The 15,938-nt window shown below is 55.6% G+C and carries 18 protein-coding genes and 1 pseudogene; 14 read left to right on the top strand and 5 right to left on the bottom strand.

Annotated features, from left to right (window positions below; genetic code table 11):
- Positions 1 to 120 precede the first annotated feature (120 nt).
- Together KL786_RS18145 and KL786_RS18140 are read left to right on the top strand one after the other, a co-directional pair.
- Positions 121 to 423 (top strand): annotated as a pseudogene (locus tag KL786_RS18145) (type II toxin-antitoxin system HigB family toxin).
- Complete coding sequence (locus KL786_RS18140; RefSeq protein ID WP_070995160.1) at positions 423 to 779, top strand: helix-turn-helix domain-containing protein; 357 nt, start codon at positions 423 to 425, stop codon at positions 777 to 779. The pseudogene KL786_RS18145 and the gene KL786_RS18140 overlap by 1 nt, the downstream one beginning before the upstream one ends.
- Positions 780 to 847: 68 nt before the next feature.
- Here KL786_RS18140 and thrH read toward each other — a convergent pair whose 3' ends face one another.
- Positions 848 to 1,465, bottom strand: coding sequence for a bifunctional phosphoserine phosphatase/homoserine phosphotransferase ThrH (gene thrH, locus KL786_RS18135; protein WP_029298307.1), 618 nt, complete (start codon positions 1,463 to 1,465; stop codon positions 848 to 850).
- Positions 1,466 to 1,619: 154 nt separating this feature from the next.
- Between thrH and KL786_RS18130 the strand changes: the two genes are divergently transcribed.
- The 3 genes from KL786_RS18130 (at position 1,620) to KL786_RS18120 (ending at position 5,120) form a co-directional block, all read left to right on the top strand.
- On the top strand, positions 1,620 to 2,354 hold the full coding sequence (locus KL786_RS18130; RefSeq protein ID WP_016973617.1) for a phosphoadenylyl-sulfate reductase: 735 nt from the start codon (positions 1,620 to 1,622) through the stop codon (positions 2,352 to 2,354).
- Positions 2,355 to 2,848: 494 nt separating this feature from the next.
- The gene (locus KL786_RS18125) at positions 2,849 to 4,378 is read left to right on the top strand and encodes an NCS1 family nucleobase:cation symporter-1 (protein ID WP_032863407.1); all 1,530 of its coding nucleotides are present in this window, start codon (positions 2,849 to 2,851) and stop codon (positions 4,376 to 4,378) included.
- Positions 4,379 to 4,391: 13 nt separating this feature from the next.
- Positions 4,392 to 5,120, top strand: a complete 729-nt coding sequence (locus KL786_RS18120; RefSeq protein WP_215518485.1) for an aspartate/glutamate racemase family protein — start codon at positions 4,392 to 4,394, stop codon at positions 5,118 to 5,120.
- A 14-nt stretch (positions 5,121 to 5,134) separates the two neighbouring features.
- On the opposite strand, the gene KL786_RS18115 is transcribed toward KL786_RS18120, so the two are convergent.
- Positions 5,135 to 5,608 carry an anti-virulence regulator CigR family protein gene (locus tag KL786_RS18115; protein WP_032863409.1) on the bottom strand — a complete coding sequence of 158 codons (474 nt, stop codon included), beginning with the start codon at positions 5,606 to 5,608 and terminating at the stop codon, positions 5,135 to 5,137.
- A gap of 73 nt (positions 5,609 to 5,681) precedes the next feature.
- Positions 5,682 to 6,605 carry a LysR family transcriptional regulator gene (locus tag KL786_RS18110; protein ID WP_215518484.1) on the bottom strand — a complete coding sequence of 308 codons (924 nt, stop codon included), beginning with the start codon at positions 6,603 to 6,605 and terminating at the stop codon, positions 5,682 to 5,684.
- Between the two features lie 127 nt (positions 6,606 to 6,732).
- Here KL786_RS18110 and KL786_RS18105 point away from each other — a divergent pair, with 127 nt between their 5' ends.
- Positions 6,733 to 7,479 carry a 3-oxoacyl-ACP reductase family protein gene (locus KL786_RS18105; RefSeq protein WP_215518483.1) on the top strand — a complete coding sequence of 249 codons (747 nt, stop codon included), beginning with the start codon at positions 6,733 to 6,735 and terminating at the stop codon, positions 7,477 to 7,479.
- Positions 7,480 to 7,504: 25 nt separating this feature from the next.
- Here KL786_RS18105 and KL786_RS18100 read toward each other — a convergent pair whose 3' ends face one another.
- Positions 7,505 to 8,194, bottom strand: coding sequence for an HAD-IA family hydrolase (locus KL786_RS18100; protein ID WP_215518482.1), 690 nt, complete (start codon positions 8,192 to 8,194; stop codon positions 7,505 to 7,507).
- A 115-nt stretch (positions 8,195 to 8,309) separates the two neighbouring features.
- Here KL786_RS18100 and KL786_RS18095 point away from each other — a divergent pair, with 115 nt between their 5' ends.
- On the top strand, positions 8,310 to 8,696 hold the full coding sequence (locus tag KL786_RS18095; protein WP_215518481.1) for a DUF2784 domain-containing protein: 387 nt from the start codon (positions 8,310 to 8,312) through the stop codon (positions 8,694 to 8,696).
- On the opposite strand, the gene KL786_RS18090 is transcribed toward KL786_RS18095, so the two are convergent.
- Complete coding sequence (locus KL786_RS18090) at positions 8,643 to 9,695, bottom strand: alpha/beta hydrolase family protein (protein ID WP_215518480.1); 1,053 nt, start codon at positions 9,693 to 9,695, stop codon at positions 8,643 to 8,645. The genes KL786_RS18095 and KL786_RS18090 overlap by 54 nt on opposite strands.
- Positions 9,696 to 9,887: 192 nt before the next feature.
- Between KL786_RS18090 and KL786_RS18085 the strand changes: the two genes are divergently transcribed.
- The 7 genes from KL786_RS18085 to KL786_RS18055 form a co-directional block, all read left to right on the top strand.
- The gene (locus tag KL786_RS18085) at positions 9,888 to 10,262 is read left to right on the top strand and encodes a c-type cytochrome (RefSeq protein ID WP_215518479.1); all 375 of its coding nucleotides are present in this window, start codon (positions 9,888 to 9,890) and stop codon (positions 10,260 to 10,262) included.
- A 371-nt stretch (positions 10,263 to 10,633) separates the two neighbouring features.
- Positions 10,634 to 12,094 carry a site-specific integrase gene (locus KL786_RS18080; RefSeq protein ID WP_215518478.1) on the top strand — a complete coding sequence of 487 codons (1,461 nt, stop codon included), beginning with the start codon at positions 10,634 to 10,636 and terminating at the stop codon, positions 12,092 to 12,094.
- Between the two features lie 842 nt (positions 12,095 to 12,936).
- Positions 12,937 to 13,179 (top strand): hypothetical protein, encoded by a 243-nt coding sequence (locus KL786_RS18075; RefSeq protein ID WP_215518477.1) that lies wholly within the window; start codon positions 12,937 to 12,939, stop codon positions 13,177 to 13,179.
- Positions 13,166 to 13,807, top strand: coding sequence for a hypothetical protein (locus KL786_RS18070; protein ID WP_215518476.1), 642 nt, complete (start codon positions 13,166 to 13,168; stop codon positions 13,805 to 13,807). The genes KL786_RS18075 and KL786_RS18070 overlap by 14 nt, the downstream gene beginning before the upstream one ends.
- A gap of 79 nt (positions 13,808 to 13,886) precedes the next feature.
- Positions 13,887 to 14,096, top strand: coding sequence for a hypothetical protein (locus tag KL786_RS18065; RefSeq protein ID WP_215518475.1), 210 nt, complete (start codon positions 13,887 to 13,889; stop codon positions 14,094 to 14,096).
- Positions 14,096 to 14,539 carry a hypothetical protein gene (locus tag KL786_RS18060; RefSeq protein ID WP_215518474.1) on the top strand — a complete coding sequence of 148 codons (444 nt, stop codon included), beginning with the start codon at positions 14,096 to 14,098 and terminating at the stop codon, positions 14,537 to 14,539. Before KL786_RS18065 ends, KL786_RS18060 begins: the two co-directional genes overlap by 1 nt.
- Positions 14,540 to 14,545: 6 nt before the next feature.
- Positions 14,546 to 15,938 (top strand): hypothetical protein (locus KL786_RS18055; RefSeq protein ID WP_215518473.1); only part of this gene is annotated, 1,393 nt, incomplete at its 3' end.

Genomic DNA, 15,938 nt, shown 5'->3' with positions numbered 1-15,938 from the left:
TGTCGTTTTGTCGCCTGCTGCGTTGAAACAAAGCCCATTTCCTACACATCGCGCGCCCTGCCAGGACTTGAAAACCCCGGAAGCGACGCCTAATATCTCCCAAATTGGGAGGTTCGATAGATGCGAATAATCGCAAGAGCCGCCTGAAGGGAGCTCTGGGAAAGCAGCCCGGCTTATACCGACTCAAAAACACCACTGGTTGAATGGTATCGCCATCTAGAGAAATCCACTTATCACACGCCACAGGACCTGAAGAGGGTGCTTCGAACCGCAAGCATGCTCAAAGGAGGAAGGGTCGTGTTCAATATTGGTGGCAATAAGTATCGGGTGGTTGTGGCGATCGACTATTTGCGGCAGTTGGGTTTCATACGGTTTGTTGGCACCCATGCCCAGTACGACCAGATCAACGCGGAGACTGTGTGATGAACATCAAACCTATTCGTACCCCAGAAGACCTGGCCGCTGCGCTGGCGCGGGTGGATCAGCTATGGGGGGCAGAGATCGGCTCGCCGGCAGGTGATGAGCTGGAAATCCTCGCGCTACTGATCGAAAAATACGAAGACGAACACTTTCCCATGCTGCCTTCCGATCCGGTGGAGGCGATCAAGTTTCGCATGGACCAGATGGGCCTGACGGCACGCGACCTGGAGCCCTTTATCGGCTCCAGCGGTCGCGTCTCCGAAGTGCTGAACCACAAGCGCAAGCTGAGCCTGGCCATGATCAAGCGCCTGCATGAAGGTTTGCGCATTCCTTATGAGCGGTTGTTTGAGGGGGCTTGATCTTCAGGGGTTTCGAGGGCCTCATCGCGGGCTTGCTCGCGATGAGGCAATCAGCTTCGCTAAATCACCTACAGACTCAACGAACGATTCGAAGCCTTGATGAACTCCCGCTTCAAGTCCTCAAAGGTATGCACCGCCGGGAACTGCGGGAACTCGCGAATCACGTTTTCCGGCGCATGGAACAGAATCCCACGATCCGCTTCCCCGAGCATGGTGGTGTCGTTATAGGAGTCCCCGGCCGCGATCACGCGGTAGTACAAGGTCTTGAAGGCCAGCACCGACTGGCGCTTGGGATCTTTCTGACGCAATTGATAGCTCACCACCCGATCATTTTCATCGGTGATCAAACGGTGGCAAAGCAGGGTCGGAAAGCCCAGTTGACGCATCAACGGCTGGGAAAACTCATAGAAGGTGTCCGACAGGATCACCACCTGGAAGCGCTCGCGCAGCCAATCGACGAACTCGATGGCCCCCTCCAGCGGCTTGAGGGTGGCAATCACTTCCTGGATATCCGACAGCTTCAAGCCGTGTTCGTCGAGAATCCGCAGGCGCTGCTTCATCAGTACGTCGTAGTCGGGAATGTCCCGGGTGGTCGCCCGCAAGGATTCAATACCGGTTTTTTCAGCGAAGGCGATCCAGATTTCCGGAACCAGCACCCCTTCCAGGTCGAGACAGGCAATTTCCACAAGACACTCCCATTTGGATTTTTTTTCAGTTGAGCGAGCAAAAGGACTGCCAAACTCTAGCGATTCGCGCTGGCCGCCGCAACGCAGAGCGGATTTTGTTAACATCCCACTCCTATAGAGCGCTCAGCGCCACTGACCTGTAGGAACCGTCCTGATGAACCAAGCCTTCGACGTCGCTGAACTCGCCGCGACCTATGCCAACAAGTCCGCCCAGGACATCCTCAAGCTGGCGTTCAGCCAGTTCGGCGATGACCTGTGGATCTCCTTCAGCGGTGCCGAGGACGTGGTGCTGGTGGATATGGCCTGGAAGCTGAACAAAAACGTCAAGGTCTTCAGCCTCGACACTGGACGCCTGCACCCTGAGACCTACCGGTTTATCGAACAGGTGCGTGACTTCTACAAGATTGATATCGAGTTGATTTCACCGGACCAGAGCAAGCTGGAACCCTTCGTCAAGGAAAAGGGCTTGTTCAGCTTCTACAAGGACGGCCATGGCGAATGCTGCGGCGTGCGCAAGATCGAGCCGCTGCGCCGCAAACTCTCGGGCGTCAGCGCCTGGGCCACCGGCCAGCGCCGCGACCAGAGCCCCGGCACCCGCAGCCAGGTGGCAGCCCTGGAAATCGACACGGCGTTCTCCACGCCGGAACGCACCCTCTACAAGTTCAACCCGCTGGCGCAAATGACCAGCGAAGAGGTCTGGGGCTATATCCGCATGCTGGAGCTGCCCTACAACAGCCTGCACGAGCGCGGCTTTATCAGCATCGGCTGCGAGCCGTGCACCCGCCCGGTGCTGCCGAACCAGCATGAGCGCGAAGGCCGCTGGTGGTGGGAAGAGGCAACGCAGAAGGAATGCGGGCTGCATGCGGGGAACATCATCAGCAAGGCCTGATCTGGCGACACATGACAAATGTCGGGTGGGCTTGTGTGGGAGCGGGCTTGCTCGCGAAAGCGGTGTATCAGTCTCTATTTCGCTAACTGATACACCGCTTTCGCGAGCAAGCCCGCTCCCACATTTGCTTGCGGCGCACCATCATTGTGTACACATAAACGTAACCAACAGTGCCATTTTTGTGTGCACTTTAATAATTACGCACCGAAAAGTTACACCCCTTCTCAGCCAACTTCCTACATAACCTACTCCTACATTCCTGCATAAAAATAAATACCTGTTCAAATGGTCAACTTATAACTGTTTAAATTCAGCCATTTATTAATCGAGTATGCAAAAACGAAATAAACCAAACTTTTGATAGATAAAAACCTGGCACACAAGTGGCTAAGGGAGTTGAAGTCTTTGTATACAACTTCAACAACAACCCTCATACACTTTGTGTCCGCATGCCAGGCGTCCGCGCCTGCTGCAGATGCCAGGAGCCTGCCGGAATGCGTACAAGTCTCTCCAACAACCTCGCACTGGATCTGCCCTCCTCCACGTCGATACCCACGGCCACCACGCCTGGCCCGCTGGTACTGAGCCCACGCCTGCATAACAAGGACCTGGCACCCACCAAGGTCGAAGGCCGGCGCTGGGGCGGCTACAGCATCTTTGCCCTATGGACCAACGATGTGCACAACATCGCCAACTATTCCTTTGCCATCGGCTTGTACGCCCTGGGCCTGGGCGGCTGGCAGATTCTGTTGTCCCTGGGGATCGGCGCGGCGCTGGTGTATTTCTTCATGAACTTGTCGGGTTACATGGGCCAGAAAACCGGCGTGCCGTTTCCGGTAATCAGCCGGATAAGTTTCGGCATACATGGTGCGCAAATTCCCGCACTGATCAGGGCCGTGATCGCCATCGCCTGGTTCGGGATTCAAACCTACCTCGCATCGGTGGTATTCCGTGTGCTGTTGGTGGCGATTCATCCAGGATTTGCCGATTACGACCACAACGCGATCCTCGGCCTCTCAACCTTGGGCTGGGCGTGCTTTGTGATCATCTGGTTCGTGCAACTGGTGATCCTGGCCTACGGCATGGAAATGGTCCGCCGCTACGAAGGTTTTGCCGGTCCGGTGATTCTGCTGACCGTTGCGGCGCTGGCCGGTTGGATGTACTTCCAGGCCAGCGGCAATATCGCCTGGTCGATCCGCGAACCTCTGAGCGGCGGCGAAATGTGGCGCAATATCTTTGCCGGCGGCGCCTTGTGGCTGGCGATCTACGGCACGCTGATCCTCAACTTCTGCGACTTCGCCCGCTCCTCGCCGTGCCGCAAGACCATCAAGGTCGGTAACTTCTGGGGCCTGCCGGTGAACATCCTGGTGTTCGCGATCATCACCGTGCTGTTGTGTGGCGGGCAGTTCCAACTCAATGGCCAGGTAATCGAAAGCCCTACCCAGATCATCGCGGCCATCCCCAATACCTTCTTCCTGGTGCTCGGTTGCCTAGCGTTCCTGATCGTCACTGTGGCGGTGAACATCATGGCCAACTTCGTTGCCCCGGCCTTTGTGCTGAGCAACCTGGCGCCCAAGTACCTGAACTTCCGCCGCGCCGGGCTGATCAGCGCCTTCCTCGCGGTACTGATCCTGCCGTGGAACCTCTACAACAGCCCACTGGTGATCGTGTACTTCCTCTCCGGCCTGGGCGCGCTGCTGGGCCCGCTGTATGGCGTGATCATGGTGGACTACTGGCTGATCCGTAAGGGCCAGATCGACGTGCCGCAACTGTATAGCGAAGACCCCAACGGCGCTTATTACTACAGCCGCGGGGTCAACCTGCGAGCGGTGGCAGCGTTTGTCCCGGCGGCGGTGATTGCCATTGTGTTGGCGCTGCTGCCGGGGTTTGCCAGCGTCTCGCCATTCTCCTGGCTGTTTGGGGCCGGCATTGCCGGGGTGCTGTACCTGCTGATCGCCAAGCGCCAGCCGTTTTATGCCGACATCAGCGGCGAAGCCATCGCTGTCGACAATGTCAGCCATTGATCAAGGACATTCCATGCGCATTCTTGTTGTCAACGTCAACACCACCGAATCCATCACCCAGGCCATCGCCCAGCAGGCCCGCAGCGTGGCGGCAGTGGGCACCGAAATTGTCGGGTTGACCCCGTTTTTCGGCGCCGAATCGGTAGAAGGCAATTTCGAAAGCTACCTGGCGGCCATTGCGGTGATGGACCGGGTAATGGCCTACGACCAGCCATTCGATGCCGTGATCCAGGCCGGTTATGGCGAGCATGGCCGTGAAGGTTTGCAGGAGTTGCTGAACGTGCCGGTGGTGGACATCACCGACGCTGCGGCCAGCACCGCGATGTTCCTTGGCCATGCTTACTCAGTGGTCACGACTCTGGACCGCACGGTGCCGCTGATCGAAGACCGGCTCAAGCTCTCCGGGCTGTATGAGCGCTGCGCCTCGGTACGGGCCAGTGGCATGGCGGTGCTGGAGTTGGAAGAGCACCCGTTGCGGGCCATGGAAGCGATTGTGCGCCAGGCCGAACTGGCCATCAGCGAAGACAAGGCCGAAGTGATCTGCCTGGGTTGCGGCGGCATGGCCGGGCTGGATGAACAGATCCGCCAGCGCACCGGCGTGCCGGTGGTGGATGGTGTGACCGCCGCCGTGACCCTGGCCGAATCACTGGTCAGGCTGGGCTTGTCGACCTCGAAGGTGCGGACCTATGCGACACCCCGGCCAAAGAAAGTCATCGGTTGGCCGGGGAAGTTCGGACGCTGAGTGAGCGGTTTCGATCAGTTCAGCACATCGTTGAGCACTTCATAAATGATCCCGGTGGCGATCGTCACCAGGATCAGGTCGGTGCCCGCCTGCTGCCATTCGTAACCGTCGTAATGGGGCAGGCGTCCCAACAGGCGGCCATCAAGTTTTTTGGCAATCCCCGGTGGCAGGGGTTTGCCCCGGGCGAGGTTTTTCTGGATACCCGGCGGCAGGGACGAACCGCCGCGCCAGTAGTCGCGGTTATCACCAAGGATCACCCGCACGCCACCGATATCAATCTGCGGCGCGCTGTAATTGCCGCCACCCCCGCCTTTCTTGCCGCCGCCCTGGCCCTGATTGCCCGAGCCGCCCTGCCCGCCTTTATTGCCATGGGCACTGCCTTTGTCCTTGCCATTGCCATTGCCGTTACCGGGATCGGCCAGCAGCGCCGGGGAACCTGCAATCAACGCCAGGCTGGTGAACACAATCAACACGCGTGATTTGGACATGATTGATCTCGAGAGTCGCAAGCCCCATTGGCTCGTATCAGCTTAGAACAGATACCGCTCACAAGTTCCGTCTCTACACCGCGCTGAACCGCTGCGCCAGCTGTTGCTGGGCAAACTGCTCGATGATGAAGTCGACAAATACCCGAGTCTTGCCCGGCAGCAACTTATGCTCGGCGTAATACAGGGAAATGTTGCCGTCATCGACGTACCAGTCGGGCAGCACCCGTTGCAGCTGTTTGCTTTGCAGGAACGGCACGGCCATCGGCATGCTCACCAGCGCAATGCCCAAGCCTTGGCTACAAGCGCAACATGCCGCTTCAGAATCGCCCATGGTCATGCGCGGCTTGAGCATCAACGGCCGTTGCTCGCGGGCGCGGTTGGTCAGTTGCCAGGTGCGTACGCGCCCGGTTTGCGGCGAACGAATCAGGATGCCATTGCACAGCGCCAGGTCTTCGGGGACCCGCACAGGCAGGCGTTGCGCCAGGTAGTCGGCGGAGGCCACCAAAATCCGGTGGGCCGGGGTCAATTTGCGCGCAACCACCCCCTGGGGCAGTTCGAACCCGCCGCCAATGGCCGCATCGAAGCCTTGGCCGACCAGGTCGACCTGACGGTTATCAAAGTGCCAATCGGGGCTGATATCAGGAAATCGCCGCAAAAACTCCGCCAGCAAGGGCACCACGTAGCGATTGCCAAACACGGTGCCCATGCTCACCTTGAGCGTGCCCACCGGTCGGCCTTCGGCACTGGCCAGGTTCGCCACGGCATTCTGGATGGTCGTGAGGCTGGCGCCGACTTGCTCCAGGAACAACTGGCCGGCTTCGGTCAACGTCAGGCGCCGCGTACTGCGCTGAAACAGTCGCACGCCCAGGCGCGCCTCCAATTTGGCGACGCTTTTGCCGACGGCCGCCGGGGTCAGGCTCAGGTGCCGGGCCGCTTCGGCAAAGCTGCCACCTTCGGCACTGCGCACAAAGCATTCGATACTGCCAAAGCTCTCCATCTCGCCACACTCTAAACTTTTGGTTTACACAGACTATAGCAATCACGGTCTACCGAGACCGGTCAACGAGGTCGATACTCGCCTCCAACAACAAGGCAGCCCCGCCTTGAATGATCTGGAGATCGACATGACCACGCAAAACCTCAGCGGCAAAGTTGCCTTGATCCAGGGCGGTTCCCGCGGCATCGGTGCCGCCATCGTCCAGCGCCTGGCGGCACAAGGTGCAGCCGTTGCCTTCACTTACGTCAGCTCCGCCGCCAAGGCCGAGGCCCTGCAGAACAGCGTTATCAGCGCTGGCGGCCAAGCCTTGGCAATTCACGCCGACAGCGCCGATGCGAACGCCATCCGCAATGCGGTGAACGCCACCGTCGAGGCGTTCGGGCGCCTGGATATCCTGGTGAACAATGCAGGCGTGCTGGCCGTCGGCCCGCTGGAAGATTTCACCCTGGAAGATTTTGACCAGACCCTGGCCATCAACGTACGCAGCGTATTTATCGCCACTCAGGAAGCCGCCCGGCATATGGGCGAAGGCGGACGCATCATCAATATCGGCAGCACCAACGCTGAACGCATGCCATTCGCCGGCGGCGGCCCCTATGCCATGAGCAAGGCGGCACTGGTGGGTTTGACCAAAGGCCTGGCGCGCGACCTGGGGCCACGGGGCATCACCATCAACAACGTGCAACCGGGCCCGGTGGACACCGATATGAACCCGGCCAACAGTGAGTTTGCCGAGAGCCTGATCGGGTTTATGGCGGTTGGCCGTTATGGCCATGTCGAGGAAGTGGCCAGCTTTGTCGCTTATCTGGTGGGGCCGGAAGCCGGCTACATCACCGGCGCCAGCTTGACCATTGATGGCGGTTTCAGCGCCTGAACACCTTCTGCCGTTCCTACAGAATTCAACGCAGGGGCGGCAGGCCGTAGTCGGCCAGGTCGAAGTCCGCGAGTTTGCGGATGATCTGGTCGGCATGCGCGTACTTGCTGTCGGCCATGGCTTCATCAGGCACAGCGATAGCGGTCATGTGCGCAGCCTTGGCAGCCGTCACGCCAAACGGTGAGTCTTCAAACACCAGGCAATCTTCGGGCGCAACGCCCAGGCGGCGGGCGGCGGTGAGGAAGATGTCCGGCGCCGGCTTGGCAGCGCCGACCTCCGGGTCGTCGGCGGTGACAATGGTGCCGAACAGGCTGAACCACTCACGGTGCAGCGTAGTCTTGTGCTCGAACGAGTTACGCGACGAACTGGTGCCCACGGCTATCGGGATATTGTGTGCACTTAAATGCCGCACCAACGCCTCGGCACCCGGCATGCCCAGCGCCTTGGGAAAGCGCTCGCTCATCAACGGCTCACGGATACGCAGGAACTCTTCAGGGCTGATCGGCAAGTCCAGCGCCTTGACCACATACTCGGCCAGGTCCTGGGCACCACGGCCAATGATGTGCTGCTTGATGCCCCAGTCGTAAGTGCGGCCATAGCGCTCGGCGATGATCTGCGTGACTTCGGTGTAGATGCCTTCGGTGTCCAGCAACAACCCGTCCATATCAAAAATCACGGCCTTGATCGGGCCGACAGCAGTACGCGATGCGCTCATCACAAAAGATCCGTGGCAAAGGACTAAAAGGATTCAGCACAATAACGGCCCTGTCGGCCTGCAAGCAACTGATTATCCCTTAGACTGGCCTCCCATCCGTTCAAGCGACCCCGACATGCTTTTGCGCATTGCTGCCGACAGCCTGGTGCTGTTTCACCTGTGTTTTATCCTGTTTGTACTGTTCGGTGGCCTGCTCGCCCTGCGCTGGCGCCGGGTCATCTGGCTGCACCTGCCCGCCGCAGCCTGGGGCATGGCGGTCGAATTCTTCCACCTGCCCTGCCCCCTGACCCGCTGGGAAAACCTGCTGCGCCAGCTGGCCGGGCAGGAAGGGTATGGCGGGGGGTTTATCGAGCACTATGTACTGGCATTGATTTACCCCAACGGGCTCACCCCACAGATCCAACTGGTTCTGGGGACGCTAGTGTTGTTGATCAACCTGACGGTTTATCTATGGCTTTTCAGGCAATGGAAGCGGGCTCGCCAAAAACTCAACAATCAATGAGGCGACCTGCTGCTGGATCACCTCACGCGGTCGCGCGCCGTCACCATCCCGGCAGATCATGCCGTCGCCTGGCGAGCTCTCTTCGATCAGCGCCTCGCCGCCTGCCTTGCAGATCGCCATGAAGCTGAAGTGAGTCGCGTCGCTGATCTCGACATAACGCGTCGATGCCGGGGGCAGGCGCTTGGCCAAGTCAGCCGATTCCAACTCGGCGGGAAGCTCCGTTGAGGGCACGCCCGCAGCAATCACCAGCGTCGGCACCGGCAACGCCGCGAGGCTGGCATCGGTAAACCCACGGGACAAGCCCAGGTCCAGTGACACAATGGCGCTGACGCGCTGATCACTCAAGTCCGCCGCCAACTGCGCCTGCGCAGCCAGAGTACTGGCGGGGTTCATCTGCTGGTAGACCGCGCAAGGGGCCAACTGCGAGTGAACCTTGCAGTCCTGGGCGTAACGCTCTGGGTCGAAACGTGCGCCGGCGACTTCCAGCGCCGTCCAACCGCCGAGTGAATGACCCACTACCGCAATTCGATGATCAGCGACTGCCCCAAACTGTTTGGGCTGCGCGATCACCCCATCAATCGCCCGACGGATATCGACCGGCCGCTGCCACAACTGCGCGGCCGCCTCCGGCCGACGGTCCTTGCTGGTCGTACCAGGATGATTGACCGCCGCCACGATAAACCCCTGATGCGCCAGGGCACTGGCCAGCCACACCTGGTTGCCCCAATTACCGCCGAAGCCATGGGAAAGCACCACCAATGGATGCTTGCCGATAGACGGCGGCGCATTGCGCACGGCTGGGGCACCGATGAATACGGTGTTATCGGCGATCAGTTCAGGCGTGGCGGTGGTGGCGCTGGGGTACCAGACGACCATCTCCAATGGGCGGTCGTTGCGTGGGTCCGCCAGGGTGGAGGTCTGGAAGCCGATGGCGTTATTGTTGGCAAGTGCGGGAGTGGCTGCACAGATCAGAAGCAGAGCGCCGAGGGATGCTTTCAATGGATCTTCCTTGATTGGGCCAACTGAGTGAGCGTTGGAATATAACGGAACAGATTCGCTGCGTATTCCCATATCACGTGCTTACAGGCGCCGAAAAATCAAAAATCACCGATTTTATCTAGCCGAATCATGGGGTTGTGTTGTAAAAAATCCTCGACTCAGACCCGATTCAAACAACAAGACCCTATAAAAATGAAAATCCTGTTCATCGCTTCGCTGGGATTGCTATCGCTCATTCAACCTTCACTGTCCGTTGCGGATAATGCCAATGGGAAAAACCTCTATTTGCAAAGATGCGCCATGTGCCACGGAACAGATATCAAAGGAACCGGGCCATTGGCGAATAAAAGCAATCCCCCTACGCCAAACCTTACAACAACCGCCTTCAAGAAACGGCTGAATGATTATCCGGGCGTTATTGTCTCATCGATAATACTTCGTCCAAATGGAGACTTGATTCCAAGAACCCTACGAGAGAATGGTGTGAAGTTGTCGCCACATTCTTGGAGCATTCAGGATCTACGCGATTTGAATCAATACATGAGTCGTGTGATTTCAAAAAGCTGATGAGGTTTAGAACAGAGCAGCCTCTAAAAGGCTGCGTACCGGGATTCAAGATTTATATAAGCGGCGATCAATACTGCTCTGAAAAGAGGACAGATTTATGTTCTGTACTCTAAACGCCCGCCATGGACCGAGCGTAGACACACAGGCTGGCGCGGTTGAGGTATTTTCGCAGACACAAAAACCACAAACCCCCGGCTTTCTCTAGGAAAACCGGGGGTTTGTGTTTGTAGAATGTGGCGGTGAAGGAGAGATTCTAATTTAACACCACTTTCGACCAATAAGGCCCGTATTCCGGGGCTTTCAGCGTGCATAGTAGTACAATTGAGTAGTACAATCCGCTGTACCACTCCCCCCCCACGCACGGCACTCCAATGGCAGATAACCTGATTCAGAAGAAAGGCGAGTCCACTTGGTATGTGCGACTGGCAGTGCCTGTTGATGTGCGAAAAGCCATGGGCGGGAAATCCGTTCTGATTCAATCATTGAAGACTGGGTTACGGTCTGAGGCCATGACTCGACGCCTGAGCGTTCTGGCCGACTGGAAAGCAGCGATTGCAGCAGCACGCGAGAAACGAGCACTTCCTGAAGACTGGCAAGAAGGTGTCATTTCCAAGCTGGAGCAGTTCGACCAGATTGCACTTGAACAGAAACGTAAACTGATTGGGGAGACAGTGCCGGACCTTCCACCGCACGACCCTAAGATGTTGGCGAAAATGGAGGCTGACCCCAACATGGTCGCGTTCGCCACCAAACTGGTTACCGACAAAATGAAAAATGGTCTGGCGGGCCAAATTCAGTTCGAGGAAAGGCTGGCTCACCTGTTCAAACGGTTGGTTCCTGCCCAGTTCGCAAAGAACTACCAATTGAATGCCGCACAACGTACAGAACTTGACGCCTTGACCGGCAACCCTTCCAGCTACAAGCCAGCCTCACTAATTACCACTGCCCGACTGAAGACATATCGAGAGTTCAGGGAAAGTCGCGGCGGAGCTCCAAAGCACGTCGATCAGCAAGTGGTGAAGATGGAACGGCTCTCAGCCTTCCTCAAGAAAGAGGGACTGCCTATCAACTTCGATACGGTAGACGAATGGCTGAAATCATTGAATCGTGCGCCAGCAACGTTGGGCCAGTATCTCATGGCTGGCACTGCGTTCTGGAAGTGGGCGATAAAGTACGACGCTGCTTGGCGTGAAGAATTCAAAGACAAGGTAAACCCGTTCGTAGGCCACGAACTGCCTCAGGGCGGAGGCTCTGAGACAGCGGGCAAGGACAGAGAAATCTATACGCGTGCTGATACCCTCAAGCTGCATCAAGCCGCATTGGATAACAGAGATAGACCGCTTGCTGACCTCATCGCATTGGGCTGGTACACAGGGGCTAGAATTGAAGAACTTTGCCGACTCAGCAAAGACAACGTGGTCATTGTTGACGGCATCAAGTGCTTCGACTTCCCGAAGAGCAAGAGCAAGGCGAGCAAACGCGTAGTGCCGATCCATCCAAGCTTGTTGCTCACCATTGATCGCCTGAGCGAAGACAGCACTGATACCTTCCTCATCCCCACCAACTCACACGACCACTACGGCAAACGCTCACACGCGATATCCAAAGCGTTTGGCAGGTTGCGTACAGCAGCGGGTTTTACCAAGCTCCACGTCTTCCACAGCTTCCGTCACACCGTAGTTACTGAGCTGATCAGAGCGGACGTGCCAGACGCCTTGGCAAAAGAACTGGTTGGACATGAAACGGGCTCAGTGACTCACGACGTATATTCAAAAGGTGCGAGTACGGTACAGAAGCTCGCAGCAATCTCTAAACTTCCCTCCCTTGGCTAAGCAGGTAGTAAACGCTCGTACCTACTTCTCAACCAGTACAACTTCCATAGCCCAACCCTATTGAGACTCAGATATAAATTAATTTAAATTAGTTGACTATTTGACAGTCTTGGGTATTGACAAAAACAAGGTCTGACCTTATAATTAACATAGGAGCACAGGTAAACTTCTTTGCTCTTCTAATTCTATAAGTTGGGACTTCGCTCCCGATCTTCGCCGGTTATCCTTTCCCGGCCCCCTTCAAAGATTTCCATTGCGTTTCCTCAACGCACGCCAACTCTCCCCACAGTAGAGTCTTCGTCTTCCCGCTAGTGAAGTGGCAAAAACTAGCAACTAATCCCCTACTGCCTGCCTACAGGTAGCGACCAATCTAGTTCTGGGTTGGGCCGCAATAGGCAACTTATTGTTATGAAAATCGTGGGAAGACGAGAAAGAATTGGGCAGACCTAGAATCTGCCCATTTTTTCATCTGTACAACGTTAGCGTAGCAACAAACAAAACAAATCAACTTAAATCACCATTAAAAAGGAGGTGCCCCCTCGAATGAAAATAAGAAAACCTTGTGTGGAATGCGGAACTCTATTCGTAACTACACGCTGTACTGCCCAGTATTGCTCTGGCACCTGCCGAGTCAAAGCCAACCGAAAAAAGAAAAAGGAGATTGCAGTCAATGCCAATGAAATTTGAAACCTGTGGCTACTGCCTCATGCGATATGCAGCGTACCGGTGCACTTCGAAATATTGCAGCGAGGCATGCCGTAAAGCAGCATCGAGGCTGAGAGCCCGCCAGCAAGACAACCCAGCACCACAACCACCACAACACTACTAAAAGGAAACTTCCCATGATTCATATAGAAAACCTCACAATCAATATCAACTTCCAAACCCCCACCCCCATCGTCATTGGTAAGAGCAGCGAACAACAGTCGGCAGAGTACAGAGAGCGCACTCAGCTTGAAGAAGATACAAAAGCCGGCGCTATCAACCGAATGGTTTACCGTCAGCGTTTATCAGACTGGGCACGTAGTCGTTTTGGTGATGATGTTGCAAATACGATCTTAGGTGGAGGCTATGCAAAATGCTGATGATTCCAGCCTATGCAACATTCGCCCTGTGCATCGCAAGCGCAATGCTTGCCTCTGGAATTACGGGTCACATTCTTCTTTCCAAACCAACAACCCACACAAACCAATAGGAGATACAAAAATGACAAGCTTTAATCAAGACCACTTAAATAATCTGAAGAGCAATGCTGAATACGCTTACAAGGTTGGTTCTGCAATGGAATCCACTCTAGGACAAGATAGCTTTGCAACTATTAGCTTCGTAGCTGGAGCTCTTGGGTCGGCACTAGATCGCTTCCAAGATATGGTGCTTTTAGGCTGGAGAAAGAACGTAGATCATGAGCCTATGCTTTATCCGAACGGTGCAGGCTTCATCTTTCATATGACGAAACCCGCCGAGCAACAAGCAGATGAACTCAAGGTCATTATTGAGAAACTAGAATCCGACTACAAAGCCAATTGTACAGCCGCAGATAACGCAGCAGCCGAAGCGGAAGAAGCTCGCATCCTTGCAGAAGTTACCGCCACCGTGGACGCTGAGATCGAACAAGAACGTCAAACGCGCATTGAAGCGGCTAAAACTGAGCGTATGACTCGCATCATTGAAAAAACTCCAGCTAAACCAGTAACCAAGAGAGCCATCAAGTAACAGCCCCTTGGGGGCGCCATGCCCCCAACAACTTCCCATAACCCAGTACACACCACCTACTTTCTAAGGAGCCACAACCGTGCAAGAAATTCATCTCAAGCAACAACAATCCCAATTACTAGCTTTCATTTTTGCCCTCTGCTCTAACACCCCAAACGAGAGACTTGTCGGTGAACTCGGAGCCTTTGAACTCATGAAGGAATTTGATGAGTATACGCTCAACCTAGCAGTTGATTTTTATTCAGCTCTCAAAATCAAAACTGAAGCGTACACACAAGGAGCCCATTAATGGCAACATTCAGAAGACAAGCACCACGCCACTTGGCTGCTCTCTTTGAAACTGGAAAACAGTTTAGCGTCTATATTGCTGGCCCCGGCGTTAATGTATTGAAGTTCACTCGCTTCCTTCCACGCTTTCTAAAGCAACGAATGGGCATCCGCCCTAAGTACCATATCTTTTGGTTTGCCACATCACATGGCTTGTGCGTTGCTATCTCTTCCACAATGGCAGTGCGCCGCCTCATTGATGACTTCTACAAGGAAGCGTTGGCGCTCAAGTACCTTGAAGGGGCACACCAACTGTACTTGGGTGGCAACAAGACGAAACTAACCACGACGCTCGCAGCTTTGATGCTCCAATACCAATCGCAGAAAGGTATTCGTACATTGGGCGGTAGTGTAGTGAGCCCTACAGCACATCAGGCAGCATCTCGAATGCTAGCAGCAAGGTAATCCACAATGAGTATCCGAGAGGAAATCGCCCGACTGACGGGCAGGCTAGTATTTGAAGTTAATAGCGCCCCACTACAACGCTTCCAAACCTTGATGAATCGCAGCGCACAAACCATGGCAAAGTTTGGCGAAGAATACAACAAACTTGCTGCCGCGATGAACAAAACTTTGAAGTTGAAGGTTGACACAACTGCTCTCGACAGAGCCAAAGGCAAACTCAACAACGCCTTAAATCGAGAACTACGCAGTGAGGTTGCATTAGCAAACCAGAGACGGTTGACGTTCGCGGCTGAACTATCTCAGCAGAAATTGAGTTACACCGGCACGAAAGAACAACAACGTCTTGTATCCAACCTTGTACGGAGCCAGCAGCAAGGTGCTGTAGTTGCCGCCAAAGCCCATGCACAGCAGTTGAAGACCTACGGCACCACAAAGCAACAGCTCGCCTCACAGGACGCCCTGAAAGCATCCCTGATCAAAACCGCCCGCCTAGAAGCAATTGTTGCCAAAACTCGTGCAACCACACTTAAAGCTGATGCCAATCATTTGATGGCAATGAGTAAGACCCAACGTATTCAAGAGCAGATCAATCGGGCAGCAGGCCAAGCCCATAGAGCTAACATCAAGCACAACGCTCAGATGGCAAGCATGAAACAAGCGGCAGCGGCCAAAGCAGCGACCCAAGCCCAGAAAGATCAGAGATTCCAGTGGGCACAGCAACGCCAGCAACATTGGCAGGCTAACAAAACCTCCCCAAGCAACTCAGGGGGGCTTGGCCTTGGCGGTATGGGTGGCCTACTCGCCCTTGGAGGTATCGGTGCAGCTATCGCTGGCCTGACTCGGGCTGTCGGTTTGATCGGGGAGCGCGTACAAGCCCGCCAAGATGCCACCAGCGAAGCGGAGCAGTACAACAATCTGTTCTCTCAGATGGGGAAAGGGAATCAGCAGAACGTCGACAAACTGCGTAAAGGTTACGAGAAAATCTCCATGGATAATGGAGCGGTTGTCTCTCTCGATGACGCCAAAATGTTCCGTACATACGCCATCTCAGAAATGCAGCGGGGCAAGAACGCAGATCAGGTACTGAAGCAGTACGAAGTCCAACAGCAGGCATATCGTATCGCTGGCCTAACGCCTGAAGAGGCGAAGCGTTCCAACATCCAGCAACAGCAGATTCGTGGCAAAGGATACGGCGATACCGAAGACCTCAACACGCTGACGGAGGCCAACCCACTGCTACGCCCGTACATCCTGAAAGCCTGGGGCGAAGCCAACAAGTTCAAAGACATGAGCGACCCCAAGAAGCTGGAAGCGGCGTTCATGAAGGCTCTGCCCAAACGCGGACTCACTCGCGATGTGCTAGATCGCAGTCAACAGATGTTGGTAGCCGACAACCAAC

The organism is Pseudomonas sp. TAE6080 (assembly GCF_018732265.1).
Lineage (GTDB): Bacteria > Pseudomonadota > Gammaproteobacteria > Pseudomonadales > Pseudomonadaceae > Aquipseudomonas > Aquipseudomonas brenneri.
This window is presented reverse-complemented; position numbering and strand designations above follow the sequence as displayed.